This is a genomic window from Streptomyces sp. NPDC034084, from assembly GCF_055575535.1.
The window spans coordinates 87,700-104,507 of record NZ_JBVISK010000010.1 but is presented as its reverse complement, the minus strand read 5'-3'; the positions used below and the strand labels follow the sequence as shown (position 1 = coordinate 104,507).

12 protein-coding genes and 2 pseudogenes are annotated in these 16,808 nt (G+C 69.8%); 6 read left to right on the top strand and 8 right to left on the bottom strand.

The annotated features are described in order from the left end of the window. The first annotated feature begins 178 nt into the window (after positions 1-178). Complete coding sequence (locus tag ACZ51I_RS29605) at positions 179-448, top strand: hypothetical protein (protein ID WP_468881891.1); 270 nt, start codon at positions 179-181, stop codon at positions 446-448. 423 nt (positions 449-871) lie between these two features. After that, positions 872-1,375, top strand: a pseudogene (locus tag ACZ51I_RS29600) (DinB family protein). A gap of 397 nt (positions 1,376-1,772) precedes the next feature. Here the strand turns inward: ACZ51I_RS29600 and ACZ51I_RS29595 are convergent. Further along, positions 1,773-2,639, bottom strand: coding sequence for a hypothetical protein (locus ACZ51I_RS29595; RefSeq protein ID WP_468881888.1), 867 nt, complete (start codon positions 2,637-2,639; stop codon positions 1,773-1,775). A gap of 559 nt (positions 2,640-3,198) precedes the next feature. Here ACZ51I_RS29595 and ACZ51I_RS29590 point away from each other — a divergent pair. Further along, positions 3,199-4,350, top strand: a complete 1,152-nt coding sequence (locus ACZ51I_RS29590) for a S1 family peptidase (protein ID WP_468881885.1) — start codon at positions 3,199-3,201, stop codon at positions 4,348-4,350. On the opposite strand, the gene ACZ51I_RS29585 is transcribed toward ACZ51I_RS29590, so the two are convergent. Further along, complete coding sequence (locus ACZ51I_RS29585; RefSeq protein ID WP_468881987.1) at positions 4,304-4,603, bottom strand: sugar-binding domain-containing protein; 300 nt, start codon at positions 4,601-4,603, stop codon at positions 4,304-4,306. The two genes, ACZ51I_RS29590 and ACZ51I_RS29585, sit on opposite strands and share 47 nt — an antisense overlap. Before the next feature lie 596 nt (positions 4,604-5,199). Here ACZ51I_RS29585 and ACZ51I_RS29580 point away from each other — a divergent pair. Together ACZ51I_RS29580 and ACZ51I_RS29575 are read left to right on the top strand one after the other, a co-directional pair. Continuing rightward, complete coding sequence (locus tag ACZ51I_RS29580) at positions 5,200-6,462, top strand: family 16 glycosylhydrolase (protein WP_468881882.1); 1,263 nt, start codon at positions 5,200-5,202, stop codon at positions 6,460-6,462. A 148-nt stretch (positions 6,463-6,610) separates the two neighbouring features. After that, positions 6,611-8,278, top strand: a complete 1,668-nt coding sequence (locus ACZ51I_RS29575; protein WP_468881880.1) for a glycoside hydrolase family 64 protein — start codon at positions 6,611-6,613, stop codon at positions 8,276-8,278. 575 nt (positions 8,279-8,853) lie between these two features. On the opposite strand, the gene ACZ51I_RS29570 is transcribed toward ACZ51I_RS29575, so the two are convergent. From ACZ51I_RS29570 to ACZ51I_RS29560, 3 genes are all read right to left on the bottom strand, one after another. Continuing rightward, the gene (locus ACZ51I_RS29570) at positions 8,854-9,231 is read right to left on the bottom strand and encodes a TetR/AcrR family transcriptional regulator (protein ID WP_468881878.1); all 378 of its coding nucleotides are present in this window, start codon (positions 9,229-9,231) and stop codon (positions 8,854-8,856) included. Between the two features lie 203 nt (positions 9,232-9,434). Beyond that, positions 9,435-10,508: a pentapeptide repeat-containing protein gene (locus tag ACZ51I_RS29565; RefSeq protein ID WP_468881876.1), complete on the bottom strand. Its 1,074-nt coding sequence runs from the start codon at positions 10,506-10,508 to the stop codon at positions 9,435-9,437. Between the two features lie 821 nt (positions 10,509-11,329). Further along, positions 11,330-11,719 (bottom strand): response regulator transcription factor, encoded by a 390-nt coding sequence (locus ACZ51I_RS29560; RefSeq protein ID WP_468881873.1) that lies wholly within the window; start codon positions 11,717-11,719, stop codon positions 11,330-11,332. A 182-nt stretch (positions 11,720-11,901) separates the two neighbouring features. On the opposite strand from ACZ51I_RS29560, the gene ACZ51I_RS29555 reads away from it, so the two are divergent. Further along, complete coding sequence (locus tag ACZ51I_RS29555; protein ID WP_468881871.1) at positions 11,902-12,123, top strand: hypothetical protein; 222 nt, start codon at positions 11,902-11,904, stop codon at positions 12,121-12,123. A 1,264-nt stretch (positions 12,124-13,387) separates the two neighbouring features. On the opposite strand, the pseudogene ACZ51I_RS29550 reads toward ACZ51I_RS29555, so the two are convergent. From ACZ51I_RS29550 to ACZ51I_RS29540, 3 genes and pseudogenes are all read right to left on the bottom strand, one after another. Further along, a pseudogene (locus ACZ51I_RS29550) lies at positions 13,388-14,261 on the bottom strand (IS5 family transposase). Positions 14,262-14,789: 528 nt separating this feature from the next. Then, positions 14,790-15,290 carry a transposase gene (locus ACZ51I_RS29545; protein WP_468881985.1) on the bottom strand — a complete coding sequence of 167 codons (501 nt, stop codon included), beginning with the start codon at positions 15,288-15,290 and terminating at the stop codon, positions 14,790-14,792. Between the two features lie 257 nt (positions 15,291-15,547). Further along, entirely contained in the window at positions 15,548-16,795 is a 1,248-nt protein-coding gene (locus tag ACZ51I_RS29540; RefSeq protein ID WP_468881869.1) for a DUF1214 domain-containing protein, read from the bottom strand. Between the last annotated feature and the right edge of the window lie 13 nt (positions 16,796-16,808).

Below are 16,808 nucleotides of genomic sequence, written 5' to 3'. Positions count from 1 at the left end.
ACAACTGCCGACTTGAGGCCGCACGCCACCAGCTACGAACAAGCGACCAGGCCCAACGCAGGCAGGAGTGTGCCGATGGAGCAGCAGCAGGTGACGGTGCTGCCGGGCGAGGCCGACATACGCGTGATCGTGTGCACGGGAGAGTTTGACGAGGACACCCTGCACCCCGCAGAAAGTCGTGGACTTCTACCGCACCGCCGCCAAGGAGAACGGCTGGCACCTACAGCACAACCCCTCGGACCCGAACACCCCCGAAGCCACGGCGGGACTGTGCTTCACCAAAGGCGGGGACGGAGAGGCCCTCCTGCTGACCGTGCAGTTCATCACGGTCGGCGACCTGAAGTTTGAGTACGACTACGACGCCGGGCCGGAGTTCGATTCGGGCTCCGGATTCGAGATAGAGGTCGGCTCCGAGACGGATGGGGCGAAAACCGGCTGCTTTGACTGACACCCTGGGGCTCCGCGAGCAGGCGGACCGTGCGGACCGCGACTGGCCCTGCCCTGCCCTGCCCTGGGGGATGGTGTCAGCGCCGGGAGCAGCGGCGGGAGATCGCGGCCCACTGGTGTGTGCGGCCAAACCTGGCGGGACCAGCTCCTGTTTGAGTCCGGATCACACGTTTGGTAGATCGCCTGCACGCGTGGCCCGGGCTTGACTCGAGCGTCAACTGGGCGCCGTCGAGCAGGCCGCCACGGCGACCGCGCTTCCCTCCACGCCACAGGGCATGCCTAGGCGCCTGTCCGGCGGATCATGCCGGGCGGCCGTCGGCGCTGAATCGATGTAGCGCCGCTGGAGAAGGCGCTGGGTGGAGCAGGTGGGGTCCGTCGATAAACACCTCGAGAGCGGGCAGGGTGATCGGGGACGCTTCGCGCGATGACCAGAATCAACGACACGCCTCCCGCATGGGACGAGCGCACCCAGCTCACCACGTTCCTCGACTACGCACGTGACACCGCCCGCGCCAAGTGCGCCGGCGTCTCTGCGGAGAACGCCCGCAGGCCGCTCCTGCCGGGCTCACCGCTGATGACCATGAGCGGAGTGATCAACCACCTGCGCTGGGTCGAGTACTACTAGTTCCCGGTGGTCTTCCTCGGCGAGGAAGACCGGGCCCCCGTGACGGAGGAGGACCCCGACCGCGAGATGCGTATCGCCGTCGACTTCCCGCTCACGCAGTTGCTCGACGAGTACGCCGAAGAAAGCGCCCGCTACCGCGATTTGGTCGCCGGAAACGACCTGGACAAGCGGGCCGAGGGAACCATCCGCAACGGCCTCCACGTCGACCTGCGTTGGATCCTCCTCCACCTCACCGAGGAGACGGCCCGCCACAACGGCCACCTGGACATCCTGCGCGAGATGCTCGACGGCACGACCGGCTAGGACTTGTCCAGTCACCCGCACGGTCCGTACACCGCTCCCCCGCAAGCCCTCTCTCCCACCGTTCCCTACGGTCGGGGTACGGCATCCGACAGCAGGCGCCATGCGCCATGGTGAACCCGCCAGGCGTGCCCTGCGTCGTACCTGTGGGGCGAAGCGCTACCGTCCCGTCGTCGGCGGGCTGCACTTTTCCCAGGAGTTTCTCCAGGTTCCCGGCGACGCCGAGGGCGGTGGAGGTCTGCACCGGCGAGCCGGGCTCCGGGATGACCCGGGCGCTGCGTGTTCTGGCCTGTCGGAGGGCCCCAGACGGCTGGTGAAACGGGCCGTCCGTATGTGGGGTGACGGCGCCGCTGTGGTGAGACGGGCTTCGCGCGGCATGGGGTTTCCCAGCCCAGCCGAGTCACTCTCCTCCGCAGCCCCCACAACCGCCGCAGGTGCTGCCGGAGTCGGTGTCGATGCCGGCGCCGCAGGATGTGCCGCTGTCGCTGGGTGTGTGGTGGCGGGCGGGTTGCGAAGGTGGGAGTGGCGGTTTGGGGCGTTCCTTGGTGCGGGCGATCGCCTGTCGTGTGGGGCCGGGAAGGGCCGCGCGGGCGATCTCGGTCACGTCCTTGCAGAAGGTGTCGAGGGCCTTCCAGCGGCGGCGCTTTTCGGACGGCCACAGGCATGCCGCTGCCCACTGCGCCACCCAGGCGGCCATGCAGACGTAGAGCCAGGACATGCGGTGGGCTTCGGGGACGAACGGGGTCGGCGCCATGGCCCCTCCGGCGTGGATGCCCATGGCGAATGTGGTCAGCATCGAGGTCGCGAGCATGAGGGACTGGCTCTTGCCCGAGACGGTCGGGTGGACTGCGGGCGCGTCGCGTTCGACGCGTTCTCGGAAGGAGGTGAAGCGGGCCTCGGCCGGGATCTCGTGCAGTTTGGTGGTCGTGCCCTTCGGCGTGGCGCGGATCGCTTCCGCCAGGGCGCGCAGGGCTTGGTCCGCTTGTTTCCTCCCGCGGTGGGTGGGGCGTAACTCGCCGGTGGAGGACACCTTCACGACGCCGTCGGCGACGAGCATGCAGAGCGCGGTCTCGGCTGCTTCGGCCATTCCCCCGAGGTGGAACGAAGCCCTTACCGGATGGAGTCGGGAGGCGAGCAGGTTCTCCACCACCCGCCGCTCCCCCTTGTCGCGGAGCCGGCAGTAGGCACCGCGCAGTCCGTTGCACACCGCGAAGATCAGCAGCCAGAGCGCCACGATCCCCTCGCTGTCGGTCAGCCACCAGTCCACCTGTCGCCCCCCCCCAGCTCTCGGTGCGGTCTCCCAGCCGTCCTCGGGGGTCCTCGACCGCACTGTTGTACGGTCTGCCCCCTCTGCCAGTGCCAGACTTGTGCGCCCTCGCCGTGGTTCCCGACTGCGCGGAGATGGATGTCGCGAGGAGAAGCCATGGAGCCAGGGCGGTTCGGGGACCGGGTGGCGTGAGCGCCGGTCCGTTCACCTTCGGCCGCGCCAAGTGGGGCGGCGGGAAAGGTCCTTCCAGGAGGCCCCGTAGACGGGGCGCACGCTTTCGACGAGACACTTCCTGCCGAGGAGGTGGCCGCGCCGCACGCAGCCGAGAATCCGTGGGGCGATGTCCACGGCGCCGCGCGGGATGACCGTGCGACCCCAAGACCACCGAACCGCGGGCACGGGACCGCAGTCCGGGACTTCGTCGGCACCCGTCGGTAGGGGCGGGCCAGCCGTCACGACGACCGAAACTTGGTATGGACCTGACAAGCGCAATCGATTAGCGTGACGGCGACGCCTCACTGAGAGCGCTCTCAAAACCCCCCACCCATCAGGAGGTACCGTGAAACGCACCACCCCCCTGCGCGCCGCCATAGCCGCCCTGCTTCTGACGGTCGGTCTGGGCGCCGCCCAGGCCGGCATGGCGGGCGCGGCCCCGCTTCCGGAGCCCTCGGCTGCGCCGTACGCCTCGGCCGGGCTGCTCGACGCCATGAGCCGGGACCTCGGACTCACCGCCGCCGAGGCCGAGGAACGGCTGAGCGCCGAGAAGGCCGCCGTCGCGGTGGAGAAGGCCGCCCGTCGGAGCGCCGGCGCCGCTTACGGCGGTTCGTGGTTCGATCCGGCGAGCGGCCGGCTGGTCGTCGCCGTGACCGACCGCGCCCAGGAGGCGGAGGTCCGCGCGCTGGGCGCCGACACGCGGCTCGTCCGGCACAGCGCGGCCGCGCTGGACCGCGCCAAGGCCCGCCTGGACGCGCTGCGCGCACCCGCCGGAGTGGCCGGCTGGCACGTGGACCCGAGGACCAACAGCGTCGTGGTCGACGTCGTGCGCTCCGAGCGGCAGACCCCCGCCGTGCGGTCCTTCGTGGACCGGGCCCGGGCCGGCGGCCCCGTCACCGTCGCCGAGACGGCGCAGGCCCCCCGTACGTACGCGGCCGGCACGGTCGGCGGCGACCCGTACTACACGGGCAACGTCCGCTGCTCGATCGGCTTCTCCGTGTACGGGGGCTTCGTGACGGCCGGGCACTGCGGTCGGGCCGGCGCGGCGGTGCGCGGCTGGGACGGCTCCGCGATGGGCACTTTCCAGGGTTCGTCGTTCCCGGGCGACGACTACGCGTACGTCTCGATCCACAGCGGCTGGTGGACCGTGCCCGTGGTGCTCGGCTGGGGCACCATCCCCGACCAGCTCGTCCGCGGCTCGGCCGAGGCGCCGGTGGGCTCCTCGATCTGCCGCTCCGGCTCGACCACGCACTGGCGCTGCGGCACGGTCCTGGCCAAGAACGAGACGGTCAACTACAGCCAAGGCGCCGTGTACCAGATGACCAAGACCAGCGTCTGCGCCGAGGGCGGCGACTCCGGCGGCTCGTTCCTCAGCGGTGACCAGGCCCAGGGCGTCACCTCCGGCGGCTGGGGCAACTGCTCCTCCGGCGGCGAGACGTGGTTCCAGCCGATCAACGAGATCCTCGGCCGGTACGGCCTGCGGCTGCACACCGCCTGAGCCCGCGACGCCGAACGGGGCCTTCCGGGCGCGAGCGCTCGGAAGATCCCGCGGTGCGGCTCCCCGACGCCTCGGGCGCCGCCGTCGACCCGTCGACGCCGTCACCAGCTGTGCGCACGACCAGTTCGTCGGCTCCGGCGCGCAGCTGCGGGGTGATGTCGACCTCGAAGCGGTCGTAGCCACCGCGGTGGCCGGGGACACGGGCACCGTTGGCCCAGACGGTGAATTCGTGGTCGACGGCGCCGAAGTGCAGCTTCGACCCGGCGGCCGGATCAGTTCTGCGGCACGGTGAAGGTGCGGCGGTAGAGCGTCAGGTCTCGGTTGTCGTCGCGCATGATCTCGGGCAGCGCGGACTCCACGGGGTACGGGACGAGGATGCGCTCGGGCAGGCTCTGGCCGAGCGGGGGCGTGCCGTTGTGGTCGACGTTGTCGGCGCCGTCGACGGGCGGGTGGGTGGGGAGGAACTCCCACTATCCGTTCAGGAACAGCCAGTCGGGCCGCGTCATTGGTCACCGCCGATGCCGGGGTGACGCTCCGGCAGAAGGAGGGTCGGCCATGTCGGGCCGGGACCGTAGGACCGCCCGACCGCCCGAGAGGCCCCATTTCCGTCTCCCGCGCTCCCTCAAGCCAGCCTTAAGGGAGCGTTAAGTTACCGGCCGCCGGAGAAAACCGCAGTTCAAAGGCGCGTAAGGAGTGGTCTCCGACGTTGCCATGACAGTTACCCCTCCGTAATACTCACTGCCCTCAGATGACCTCGCGTCACGACTGAGAGCGCTCTCAGGCGAGAGCCACACGGTTCGACCTGACCTGTCGCCCTCGTTCTCCATCCCCAGACAAGGGAGCACATTCATGGCTGCTGCTCATCGCGCACGACGCTGGTCCTTCGGCGGCGTGGTGCTCGTAATCACCGCCGCTCTCGTCGCGGCGGTCCTCATCTCCTTCAGCGGCTCGGTCGCCCCACGGGCCGGTGCCGCGGTTACCGCGCAGACCTGGTCCGACGAGTTCGACGGCGCGGCGGGCCGTGCCCCCGATGCCGCCAAGTGGACCCTGGAGACCGGTGGTTCGGGCTTCGGCAACCACGAGCTGCAGTACTACACGAACAGCACCTCGAACGCGGCGCTCGACGGTCAGGGCCACCTGGTCATCACGGCGAGGAAGAACACCGACGCCGGGCTCGGCTGCTGGTACGGGCAGTGTCAGTACACCTCGGCCCGGCTGAACACCGCCCGGACCTTCACCCAGGCGTACGGCCGCTTCGAGGCCCGTATCAAGATCCCGCGCGGGCAGGGCATCTGGCCGGCGTTCTGGATGCTCGGCAACGACCTCGGCACCGTGGGCTGGCCCAACAGCGGCGAGATCGACATCATGGAGAACATCGGTCGCGAGCCCAACACCGTGCACGGCACGGTGCACGGCCCCGGCTACTCGGGAGCGGGCGGTCTCGGCTCCGCGTACAGCCTGCCCGGCGGGCGCGCCTTCGCGGACGACTTCCACGTGTTCGCCGTCGACTGGAGTCCGAACTCCATCGTCTGGTCGGTGGACGGCACCGCGTACAAGACCCTCACCCCGGCCGACACCGGCGGCAACAAGTGGGTCTTCGACCACCCGTTCTTCATCATCCTCAACCTCGCGGTCGGCGGCGACTGGCCCGGCAGCCCGGACGGCTCCACGGCCTTCCCGCAGACGATGACCGTCGACTACGTCCGTGCCTCCTCGTCCGGCAGCGCCCCCGCCGCACGCCCGATCCGCGGCATCGGCGGCATGTGCGTCGACGTCGCCGGCGCCTCCAGTGCCGACGGCACCCCCATCCAGCTGCACAACTGCACGGGCAGCGCGGCCCAGCAATGGACCATCGGCGGCGACGGCACCGTCCGCGCACTCGGCAAGTGCCTGGACGTGGCCGGTGGTTCCACCGCGGACGGCGCGGTCGTCCAGCTCTACACCTGCAACGGCACCAACGCCCAGAAGTGGACGTACACCGCTGCCCACGACTTCACCAACATCGGCGCGAACAAGTGCCTGGACGCCAAGGGCAACTCCTCGGCCGACGGGACCCGGCTCCAGACCTGGACCTGCACCGGCGCCGCCAACCAGAAGTGGACGGTCGGCTGACCGCCCCACGCCACCGCACGAGCCCTCCCCTCCGAACCTCTTCCCCTCCCCGCCTCTCCCCTCCCTCCTGATCACCCGCATCCGATCGCTCCCCACCCGACCTCACGAAGAACGGACCCCCACCGTGACGGCACGCCACCAGCGAACGATGTCCCGCAGAAAGCTCCTCGCCGCGACCGCCGGCCTGGCCGTGGCGGTCCCCGCCGTGGCCACCTGGCTCGAGGCCGGCGCCAATGCGGCCACCACGCCCACGCTCCCCCTCGACCTGGTCAACACCACCGGCAACAACACGGTGTACGCCTACGTCCTCGGCCGCGACCCGGCGGCCGGCGGCAACTGGGCCTTCATCCAGGCCAACGGCTCCACCCTGTACCACCCGCCGGCCCCGGCCAACGACCAGACCCCGCTCGGGGCCGACTGCGCGATCGTGCTCAACGCGTCCGGCGCCGGTGCCCGCCGGGTGACGCTCCCGCGGCTGTACAGCGGCCGCATCTACTTCTCCGTCGGCGCGAAGCTCACCTTCCTGATGAACCGCGGCGGTGGGCTCGCCCTGCCGTCGGTGAGCAACCCCACCGACCCCAACGCGAACGTCCACCACGACTTCTGCGAATTCACCTTCAACGCGGACCAGTTGTACGCGAACATCACGTTCGTCGACATGGTCTCGCTGCCGATCGCCTTCCAACTGGAGACCGGCCAGGGCACCCAGACGGTGCGCGGGCTGCCTTCCGACGGGCTGTCCCGGGTCGCCGCGGCCCTCCGCGCCCAGTCCGCCGCCGACGGCAGCGACTGGAGCCGGCTCATCGTCACCAAGGGCGGGGGCGACCTGCGCGTACTCAGCCCCAACCTGGCGATCCGCGGCAACAACGCCCTGTTCCGCGGCTACTTCGACAGTTACGTCGACGAGGTGTGGAACAAGTACCGCTCCACCGACCTGCGCATCGACACCCAGTTCACCTGGGGAACCCTCACCGGGCGGGTCAACGGCGACATCCTCACGTTCCCCGGGGCCGGCAGCTTCGCCAAGCCGTCGACCCTGTCGATCTTCTCCTGCAGCGACGCGCCCTTCACCACGGGCAACGACCTGATGGGCAACCTCAGCGCACGGCTCGCCGCCGCGTTCAACCGCACCACCCTGCTGGACAACCCCCACCAGCCGACCGCCGAGAACCCGGCGGCCTTCTACACCCGGCCGCGCACCAACCACTACGCCCGCATCCTGCACAACACCACCCCCGACCACCTCGGGTACGCCTTCCCGTACGACGACGTGCACCCGGCCGGCGTCGACTTCGAGGGCAAGGTGCAGTCCGGCAGCCCCGGTCGCTGGACCATCACCGTCGGCGGAATGGCCGGCGGCGGTGGTACGCCGAGCCCGACGCCGACCGCCACCGCCACCGGCGGCGGGGTCAGCGCCTTCGCCACGATCCAGGCCGAAGCGTTCAACGCCCAGTCGGGAGCCCAGGTCGAAGCGTGCTCCGACAGCGGCGGCGGCTCCGACGTCGGCCACCTGTCCAACGGCGACTGGATCAGGTTCTCGTCCGTCGCCTTCGGCGCCACCGGCGCCACCCGCTTCAGCGCCCGCGTCGCGTCCGGGGCCGCCGCCGGCGTCAGCGGCCTGGTCCAGGTCCGCCTCGGCAGCCCCACGGCAACCCCGGTCGGCAGCTTCGCCGTCGCCAACACCGGCGGCTGGCAGGCCTGGCGCACCGTCCCCGCCGACATCGGCCGCACCACCGGCACCCACGACGTCTACCTGGCCTTCGACAGCGGGCAGCCCGCCGACTTCGTCAACGTCAACTGGTTCACCTTCGCCTGAGGGGTGCCCGGGCCGGGGCTCGCGGACGCGCGGGTCCCGGCCGCGCGCCGACCGGGACGAAAGCACGATCCTCCCCGCGATCAGGTCCTGGGAGGCATCCCCGCGCGAGCGGGGAGCAACCACCCGGCACGGCCACCCCGCCCACGCGACGGACGAGGGCGGACTGCCGTACGGCTCATCGCCGTCGTCCTCCGGGGCAACTTCCGTGAGCTCGTGCCGGCCAGCCAGGACCTGGTTTCACCATCGCTCCGACGCCGAGCGGTCCCGGCGGCGTCCGCCGCAGGCCGGCGAAGCCGAAGCGGCGATAGGGGGGTACGTTCACGGGATCGGCCGTTGTCAGGAAGAAGCCCGCTTGGGCGGGAGTGGCCGCCGGCACATGGTCCAGGAGGTACCGTCCGGCGCCGCGGCCCGCGGTGTCGGGCCGTACACCGATGAATTCCGGAGTCCACGCGCGGACACAGACAAGGCCTGCATACGGGCGAGAGCCCAGGCGTCAGCGGCCCTGACGACCGCCACGGTCGCCGTCACCGTCACCGTCCCCGTCACCAGGAGTCCGTGGTCCACGTGGCTTCGGATCATTCCCAGCGCCTGCCCGTTCGAGACCATCGCGTCGGACCACTCCAGCCACGGCCCGTCTCCTTCACGCACCCGTCCCCCCGATGGACGGGTCGGCGAGCGCCAGATCGTCGGGGTGGTCCCGCAGGTGGGCCGCGGGCACGCCGGCTCCGGCGCCGAGTCGGTCCCCGAACTCCGGCTCGTCGCGTGCTGCGAGCCACGGCCCCAGGTCCCCGGGCAGCCGCCCGCCCCAGCACGCCGTCGAGTACGGCTGCGAGCAGGTCCTCCCGACCGTCGAAGTAGTGGTGGGCGGCAGTCTTCGAGAACCCTGCGGCCTCGATGATCTTGCTGTAGGAGGCGGTCTCCGTGCCGTGGTCGGCGAAGTGGCGGCGTGCCACGCCCAGGATCGACTCCTGGTGTTGCGCGGGAAGGCGGTCGAAGCGCGGGAGGGGCCTGTATCGACAGAACGCACCGATGGTGTGCACCCCGTACACGCCATCAGTCCCATGAGCGCTGCCGCGGCAATCAGCGCAGCGCAGGGACCGGTCCCGCCCTTTTCCGTCGCCACGAACCTGGTTCCGGCGAACATCCCGTGGAAGCCTCACCGCGGTGTGTCGAAAAGCCCCTTTGTCTTCGCGTCGACCTTCGCACCCGCCAGGCGGGCCCCGGACAGCCGCGCACCACGCAGGTCCGCGCCCCGCAGATCGGCGCCCGTGAAGTCGACGTCCCGCAGATCGGCGCCGCGGAGGTCGGCGGACCTGAAAGAAGTCCCCGCCAGCTTCACGTCCGCGCTGATGAAAGAGGCACCGACCTTGCTGAGGGTCGCACCGCTCAGGTCGGCGCCGCCGAAGTCGGCGCGGCTCAGATCGGACCCGGCCAGGAACGACCTGACCAGTTTCACGCCTCTCAGATCGGCGCCGACCAGTTTCGTGTCCGACACATCCGCTTCGACGAGGATGGCGTCCTTCGTGCTGCCGGTGCTCTCGTCGGCATGGCTGAGAACCGCCTCCGTCAGGTCGGCACCGGTGAGCTGCGCTTGGGTGAGGTCGGCGCCGACGAGAGTCGCCCGCGTCATGTTCGCGAGGTTGAACGTGGTCTCGCGTAGGTCCGACTCGGTGAGCTGCGCGTCGGTCAGGTTCGCTTCTTCGAAGAACGATCTGCGGAAGTCGTACCAGGAGATGTTGGCGTCAGTGAGATCGGCGCCCGCCAGATTCGCGTACTGGAAGTTCCGCTTGGAGGTCAGGGGATCATCGAAGAGCGGTACCGCGTCGCCCTCCAGTCCGCGGAGGTCGACCTGCTTGAGGTCGATCGTCAAGGGCCGGGCCGGCTCCTGCCGGTTGGCCAGGACGGTCAGTGCTGCGGCCACGTCGGCGGGCGGGGTGTGCGTCCTGGCGGCCGACGCGGGCTTCTTCGCGGGAAGCGGCGCCCGGTCGCGGATGTAGGCGGCCAGGACGGAGGTGACGGCGGGGTCGTCGCGCGGGGAGTCCTGCACGATACGTCCGAGGGCGTAGATGCCTCCGAGCCTGACGTGCAGCGACGCCGACCCCAGATTGTCGACCGCGGTGTTGAACCGGTCGGTGATCTGTCCGGCCTCGGCAATGCGTAGTTCCTTGCTCGCCTGGCCGACCTGCATCCAGGTGAACAACACGGCGGCGAGCGCGGCGAGGCCCGGCAACGCGGAGGCAGCCAGGGCCCAGCCCTGGTACCGGTTCCCGCCGGCCCTTGAGCCCTGTTCCGGTCCCGGTCCCCGTTCCGTACGGCCGCCTGATCCCGCGCCCGATTCCGGCCCGGCTGCAGCGGCGTCCGTCGGCTCGGCTGCTGGACGGCGCCGGGCGAGGATCCTCAGCCGGCCCAGATCCCATTTCCTCTGCACATGGCCATGGCACACCACAAAACGCGACCATGCCGCTCACCGCGCCCCCACTCGGGCGAACCAGGCGAAGGAGCAGGCAGCTCCTCGGGGACAAGGATCGCCGCTACGGACTGGCACGGTGGCCTCGCGATCGAGGAGTCCGCCCGCGCCGTCCTCACTGCCCGGCCGCCCCGCACGCCCCGGACCCTCGTCCTGCTGGTGTGCGTCCGACGGTCCGGCACCCCGGCGCACGCACGAGCATGGCTGACTCCCTCGCCGTCGTGGGTGAAGAGTCAGGAGAAACAACAGACGACCGGCTGGTTCTGCCTCTAGTGCGGAAGAACTCACTCAGGGCCCTGGGCGGGCGCTCTTGCACCGGGCGCAGGGCCTGCTCGTGGGTCGGCACCTTGGCGATCCAGGCCCCGGCCCGGTCCGGCGAGGCCGGTCTGGTCTGGTCTGGTCTGGTCTGGTGACGCTCACGCCACAACGGATCCACCTCAGCGATGAGTTCAGTGATCACATCGGCCGACAGGTCCGTGATCCGGCGGTTGCCGATGATCACCGCACGAGATGCGTTCCCCACCACCCGACCATGATCAACCATCCAAGGCCCGACATCTCACCGCTTACCGTGCACGAGCTCGTCAGCGCGGCGCGCGCAGCAGTACGGCGAGGGCCGCGGTGAATTCCATCGGCTCCACCGGCAGGGTGGTCACGGCGTCGGCGCGGCTCCAGGTGGCCAGCCAGGCGTCCTGTGGTCTTCCGATCAGGAGCAGGACCGGCGGGCACCGGAAGACCTCGTTCTTGATCTGTCGGCACACGCCCATGCCCCCCAGGGGGGCCGCCTCGCCGTCCAGCACGCAGGCGTCGATGTGAACCGTGTCCAGGGTCCGCAGAACCGCGGGAAAGGTCGCGCACTCGACGAACGTGACGGGCGGGACATCGGAGGCCGGGCTGCGCCCGACGGCCAGGCGGACCTGCGCCCGGGTGTCGGCGTGGCTGCTGTAGAGGAGGACCGAGACGCTCGACGCCATTGCTTCTCCATGCTGCGGTGATCGGGGGTGGCGGACTGGAGCCGGTGCCTGCCGAGCCAGTCCGGGAGCCGGGATGTTCAAAAAATACACAAATAGGGTATTTCCGCATGTTCGGCGCCAGCCGGACGCTCGCCCGTTCCTTGCGGGCGGGCGGCTGACCTCATGGCATGGCGGTGAGAGCGATGACCCAATGCAAGATCCCCGACTACCGCACCGATCATCGTGGCCGACACTGGACGCACGCCCTGCGCTGTGCGCAGAAGGCGGGAGCCGTCATCGTGACCGACGAGACGCAGGAACCGGTGACCTACGCGCACCAGGCTTCCGGGCCCGGACGTTTCCGACCCTGGATCACCGAGACCGGTTCCCGTTACGACAGCCACGACGTCCATCCCGAGTGGTGATCGTCCACTGCGCACGGCTCCGATGCCTGACCTCCGAACTCCGTCGAAGGACGGTTCACCGACGGACCGGGGCCGGCCGGCCCGCTCTCGGCCGTCCCGTGCGATGCGAGGTGGTCCACAGACGAGCGACGAGGACGGGCGGGCGCTGTGCCTCCGAGGCCCGGACGGCCTCGACCCTCGGGATGGTCCGGCTCGCGGGTCGGATCGCCTCGGGGGGGCGGGCCGGCCCGCGGGGTGGTGCGGCGCAGCGGCGGGCTCGCGTAGCGCTCCTCAGGCTGCGGCCTGGACAAGGACGGCGTCGTGGAGGGATAGCGGCAAGGGCAGGAAGCGGGGGTTGGAGGCGTCCATGTCCGCCAGCGTGAAGGAACAGCCGGTGGGCGGCCCCCCTCCGCCGGCCGCACCGGCTCCTCACAGGCGCCGGTCACCTCGCTCGATAGCGTCACACACGTCTTCCCGACGCCTGTGCTCAGGGGCGTCGGCGTGAGTCACTGAGCGCCGTACCGATGGCGCTGTCGATGATCGAGCTCAGGATGGCGAGATCGCGCCTGCGCACTGGTCGTAGGTCGTGGGCGAGGGCCCTGGAATGCCGTGGACGACGCGGACGACGGCGACCAGCGCGACGCGGTGGACCGCAGCGCGGGGGGAGTCATGTCGGCGGAGTCGTGGGTGCGTCCGGCCAATCGCTCGCGGGCCGACTCTGACACGCCTCCTCCTTGCCCACCGCATGGTGTGGTCGCAGTCCGCCGGATCAAGGCTGTTCGCGGCCTCTTCCACGGCGTCCGCGAGCGGGCCGCCGATCCAGGCCCTTGTGACAGGAGCAGGGCGGAAATCCACTCCGTTGCCTGCCAGCCGAGGGGCCCCACCTCCCCGAGTGCCTGCCTTTCCCCGGCCATGGCTCGTCCTCCTCCGGCTCGGCGACGAGATCAAGGGGATCGGAGTGGAAGGGGCCGTGTTCGGTAGGGGCTGCCGCTCGGCGGCAGTGGAGGCGGGCAGGCAGGCAGACAGGGGAAGTCATGCCCGGTCAACGGCGGCTCAGCTGTCACGGAGTTGGTTGCCGTTGGGGCTGCGTCACATGGTCAGTGCCAGCCGGTGCAGGCCTTGAGCTGGTCGCCGGCGTTCGCCGCGCAGCCGCGTACGAGGTGGCCCGGGCCGTCGTCCTGCTAGCCCGTCGCCTTCTGGCGCGAGGCGGCGTGCGGGTTGTCCGTGCTGCCCTTCGCCACCCGCTTGAGGTACACCCGCTTAGGGCGTGTTGTGAAAGTGCTGGTCACAGCCATTCGTTGATGGCTGCGACCAGTACGGTCGCTTCGTAGCGGACGGCAAGTTTGTCGTACGGCGTGGCGACGGCCCTGTGCCGCTTGAGCCGGTTGATCCCGCACTCGACCGCGTGCCGCTGCTTGTAGTCGTCCTTGTCGAACTTCGGCGGGCGGCCGCCGCGCGAGCCGCGCTTCAGCCGGTTGCGCACGCGGTCCGCAGGCACCGGAATCGTTGCCTTGATTCCGCGTCTGCGTAGTTAGGAGCGGTTGCTCCGGGAGTCGTACGCCTTGTCGGCCCGTACCCGATCCGGACGCTTGCGCGGCCTGCCGAGCCCGACCCGGGGCACCCGGATCGCCTCCAGGACCGGCTCGAACTGCGGGGAATCGCCGCGCTGTCCGGCCGTGATCACCACGGACAGGGGCTTCTGTCCCTGCTCGACCGCGAGGTGGATTTTGCTGGTCAGCCCACCGCGGGAGCGTCCGAGGCCGTGGTCGGCCGGCTCGACGAAGACACCGCCGGGCGGCTCCTTCTGGAGGTCCCCTTTTTCGCTGCCCCGGCGGCGTGCTGGTGGGCCCGGCAGACGGTGGAGTCGACGTTGACCTCCCAGTTGATCAGGCCTTTCGCATCGGCTTCGGCCTGGAGCTGGGTGAGGATCCGGGCCCAGGTCCCATCCTGCTGCCAGCGGCGGAAGAGGTCGTAGACCCGGTCTCACGGCCCGTAGCGTTCGGGGACGTCCCGCAAGGCGCACCGGTCCGGGTCCGCCACCGTATGCCGTCTATCAGCTGCCGCCGCGTCCACACCTGCGGACGTCCCGGCTTGATGCCCGTCGGCAGCAAGGGCTCAAGCCGGGCCCACTGGCCGTTCGTCAGATCACCACGTCCCACGACAGGTGATCATCGACGAACAAGATCCACTTTTGCAACAGACCCTAGACCGCCGCCTCGAAACGGCAGGCCACCTTCTCGTACCGGGTGGCCATGGCTCGTACCGCGTGGCCACGGCCCGGTGCTGCTCGAGACGGCTGATGCCGCACTCCACCGCAGGGCGGGCCGTGTAGTCCTGGCGTTCGAAGTCCGGTGGCCCACCGCCGAAGCTTCCCCGACGCTCGCGGTTGCGGAACCTGGTCGACCAGATCGGCGATGGAGCACCGGATTCGGCGCCAGGACCACACGGCCCGCCACGCGGTGGAATACGCCTTGCCGGCCCGCGCCCGGAGTCCGACGGGGCCGGCCCAGGCCCAGTCGAGGCGCCCTGATCGCCTCCAGCACCGGCACGAACTGCGGACCGTCACCCTGCTGCCCTGCTGCCCCGCTGCCCCGCAGTCACCAGCAGCGACAGGGGCTTGTGGTCCTGCCCGCCGCGCAATATGGATCTTCGTGGTGAACCCGCCCCGCGACCGGCTCAGCCTGTGATCATCCGGCTCGCAGACCACGCCGCCAGGCGGCTTCTCCTGCTCGGCCCCATTCAGGGTCAGGGGCTGGCAGTGGGCATCGGACGGGAAATGGATCTTCGTGGTCAGCCCGCCGCGGGACCGGCCGATGGCGTGGTCTTCCGGTCGCCAGCCGGCGCCCCTTTTTGCGGGCCCCGGCCGCGTGCTGGTGTGCGCGCACGATGGTGGAGTCCACCGAGACAGCCCAGTTGAGGTCCTCCTCGGCGTCGGCCTGCGCGATGAGCGTAGTGAAGACCCGCTCCCAGGTGCCGTCGATGGCCCACATCAGCAGCCGGTTGTAGACGCCTCTCCAGTTGCCGTGCTTCTCCGGGAGGTGGGCCCCCTGCGATCCGGTCTGGAACTTCCAGGCGATCGCGTCGATCACCTCTCGGTGGTCCCGCCACCGGCCACCCCGCCGCGTCGTCCGATCCGGGAGTAAGGGCTCGATCTGCGCCCACTGCGAGTCAGTCGACGGCCCGGCCAGACCAACGGCCGACGACCGGAATGAAACGGCCGTACCGCCTCGTCCGATACGGGCTACTGCCCTGCCGCCCGAGGCCGGTAGTTCGGATTCGCCTGGTAGCCGCAGAGCCCCCGCGGGCGTCTACCTGCCAAGCCGATCCGTCGTTCGGCATGGCTTGACCCTCTCGTCCTGTGGGTTCAATGCCAGCAGAGCCCAGCCCACGGCCACGCGCGAGCGCTCGGCGAAACGAACGACAGACGCGGAGCTCGGAGCTGCGCTCAGGCGGCGATGGCGGGGAAGCTCCAGGAGCCGTCAAGGATTTCTTTCCGTGGGCGGTAGAGCCGGATCAGGTAGTTCCAGCCCTCCATGATGGGCAGACAATTGCCGCGGCCCTCGGTGCAGCCTCCGAATCGGACGGTGATCGACCCGTCGCTGTTGGGCACCCCGGTAACGCTGTTGACGCTGTACGCGTCATGGTCATTGGCCTGGAAGAATCCCTCGGCGTTGTACAGCGAGATCGACCAGAAGGCACTTACCGGGACGTCACGCACCGTCAGTTCGTACTCTCCTACCGGCAGGCCCGGGTCGACGGTGATGTAGGACGCCTCCGTCTCGGGCAGCCCGCCCCATCCGGCGGCCGTTCCGATGAGGTGGCGTACGGGGTCCACGGCGTCGCGCGTGCCGAAGGCGCGTTCGACTCCACCCAGGCCCTTGGCGAGTTCGAGGAGCGCGTGACGCGTGGCGTTGAGGCTTTCCTCGTCGTAATCGGTTGGTTCGAACGCGCGGCCGGAGACGGCCGTGAGCGCGAACTTGTCCTGCAGTTCCCCCACCGCCGCAAGGTCCTCGGGGTCAGTCGGGTCGACGAGTACGCGCAGGGCCACGACGACGAACGGGGTGTCGAACTCCTCGGGAGTAAGTTCGTACTCACCGGGCTCGCAGAAGATGCGATTGACGTAGTGGTCCTGGTTCACCACCATCACCGAGAAGTAGCGCCCGCCGGCGTCCGGGATGCCCAATCTCGCACCGCGACTGATGTCGACGACCGCGAAACTGTACAGAGTGTCGCGGTTCATCCGGATGACGGGCTGTTGCTCGACGGGGGTCGGGGTGCGGTTGTGTGACCAGACGTTCACGCCGCCGGCGGCCCGCTGAAGGTCGCTGAACATTCTGTCAGTCTCAGCGCGCACGAAGTTGTCGACATTGACCAGCAGAGCATTTGCCATAAAAAGCTCCTTAACCCCATTTTTTGCGTAATCGTCGCATGCGGACTTGGTGTCAGCAAGCGTCGACCGGTCGGGCGAAGACGAGCGCGCGGGAAGCGGTCCCCCTCCGGGTCGCTGGGCCGCCCCAAGCTGCCCGAGCGGGTGGCGGTGCCAGTGGGTGCGTGCGCCGGGCATGAAGTGCACCAGGGAGGCGGTGACCCGGGAGGGGGCCGGTGCGGCGGCGACCGGGTCGATGTAGACGTCACCGGTGAACCAGTCGGCCGGGCCCTTGACGGTGTCGAGCGAACTGCGGGTGATCTCCACGATTACTCCTTGT

Excerpts from the sequence above, each read along its gene's own strand:
- ACZ51I_RS29555 (WP_468881871.1), top strand. The coding sequence starts at position 11,902 with ATGACCCAATGCAAGATCCCCGACTACCGCACCGATCATCGTGGCCGA.
- ACZ51I_RS29560 (WP_468881873.1), bottom strand. The coding sequence starts at position 11,719 with ATGGCGTCGAGCGTCTCGGTCCTCCTCTACAGCAGCCACGCCGACACC.
- ACZ51I_RS29575 (WP_468881880.1), top strand. The coding sequence starts at position 6,611 with ATGTCCCGCAGAAAGCTCCTCGCCGCGACCGCCGGCCTGGCCGTGGCG.
- ACZ51I_RS29580 (WP_468881882.1), top strand. The coding sequence starts at position 5,200 with ATGGCTGCTGCTCATCGCGCACGACGCTGGTCCTTCGGCGGCGTGGTG.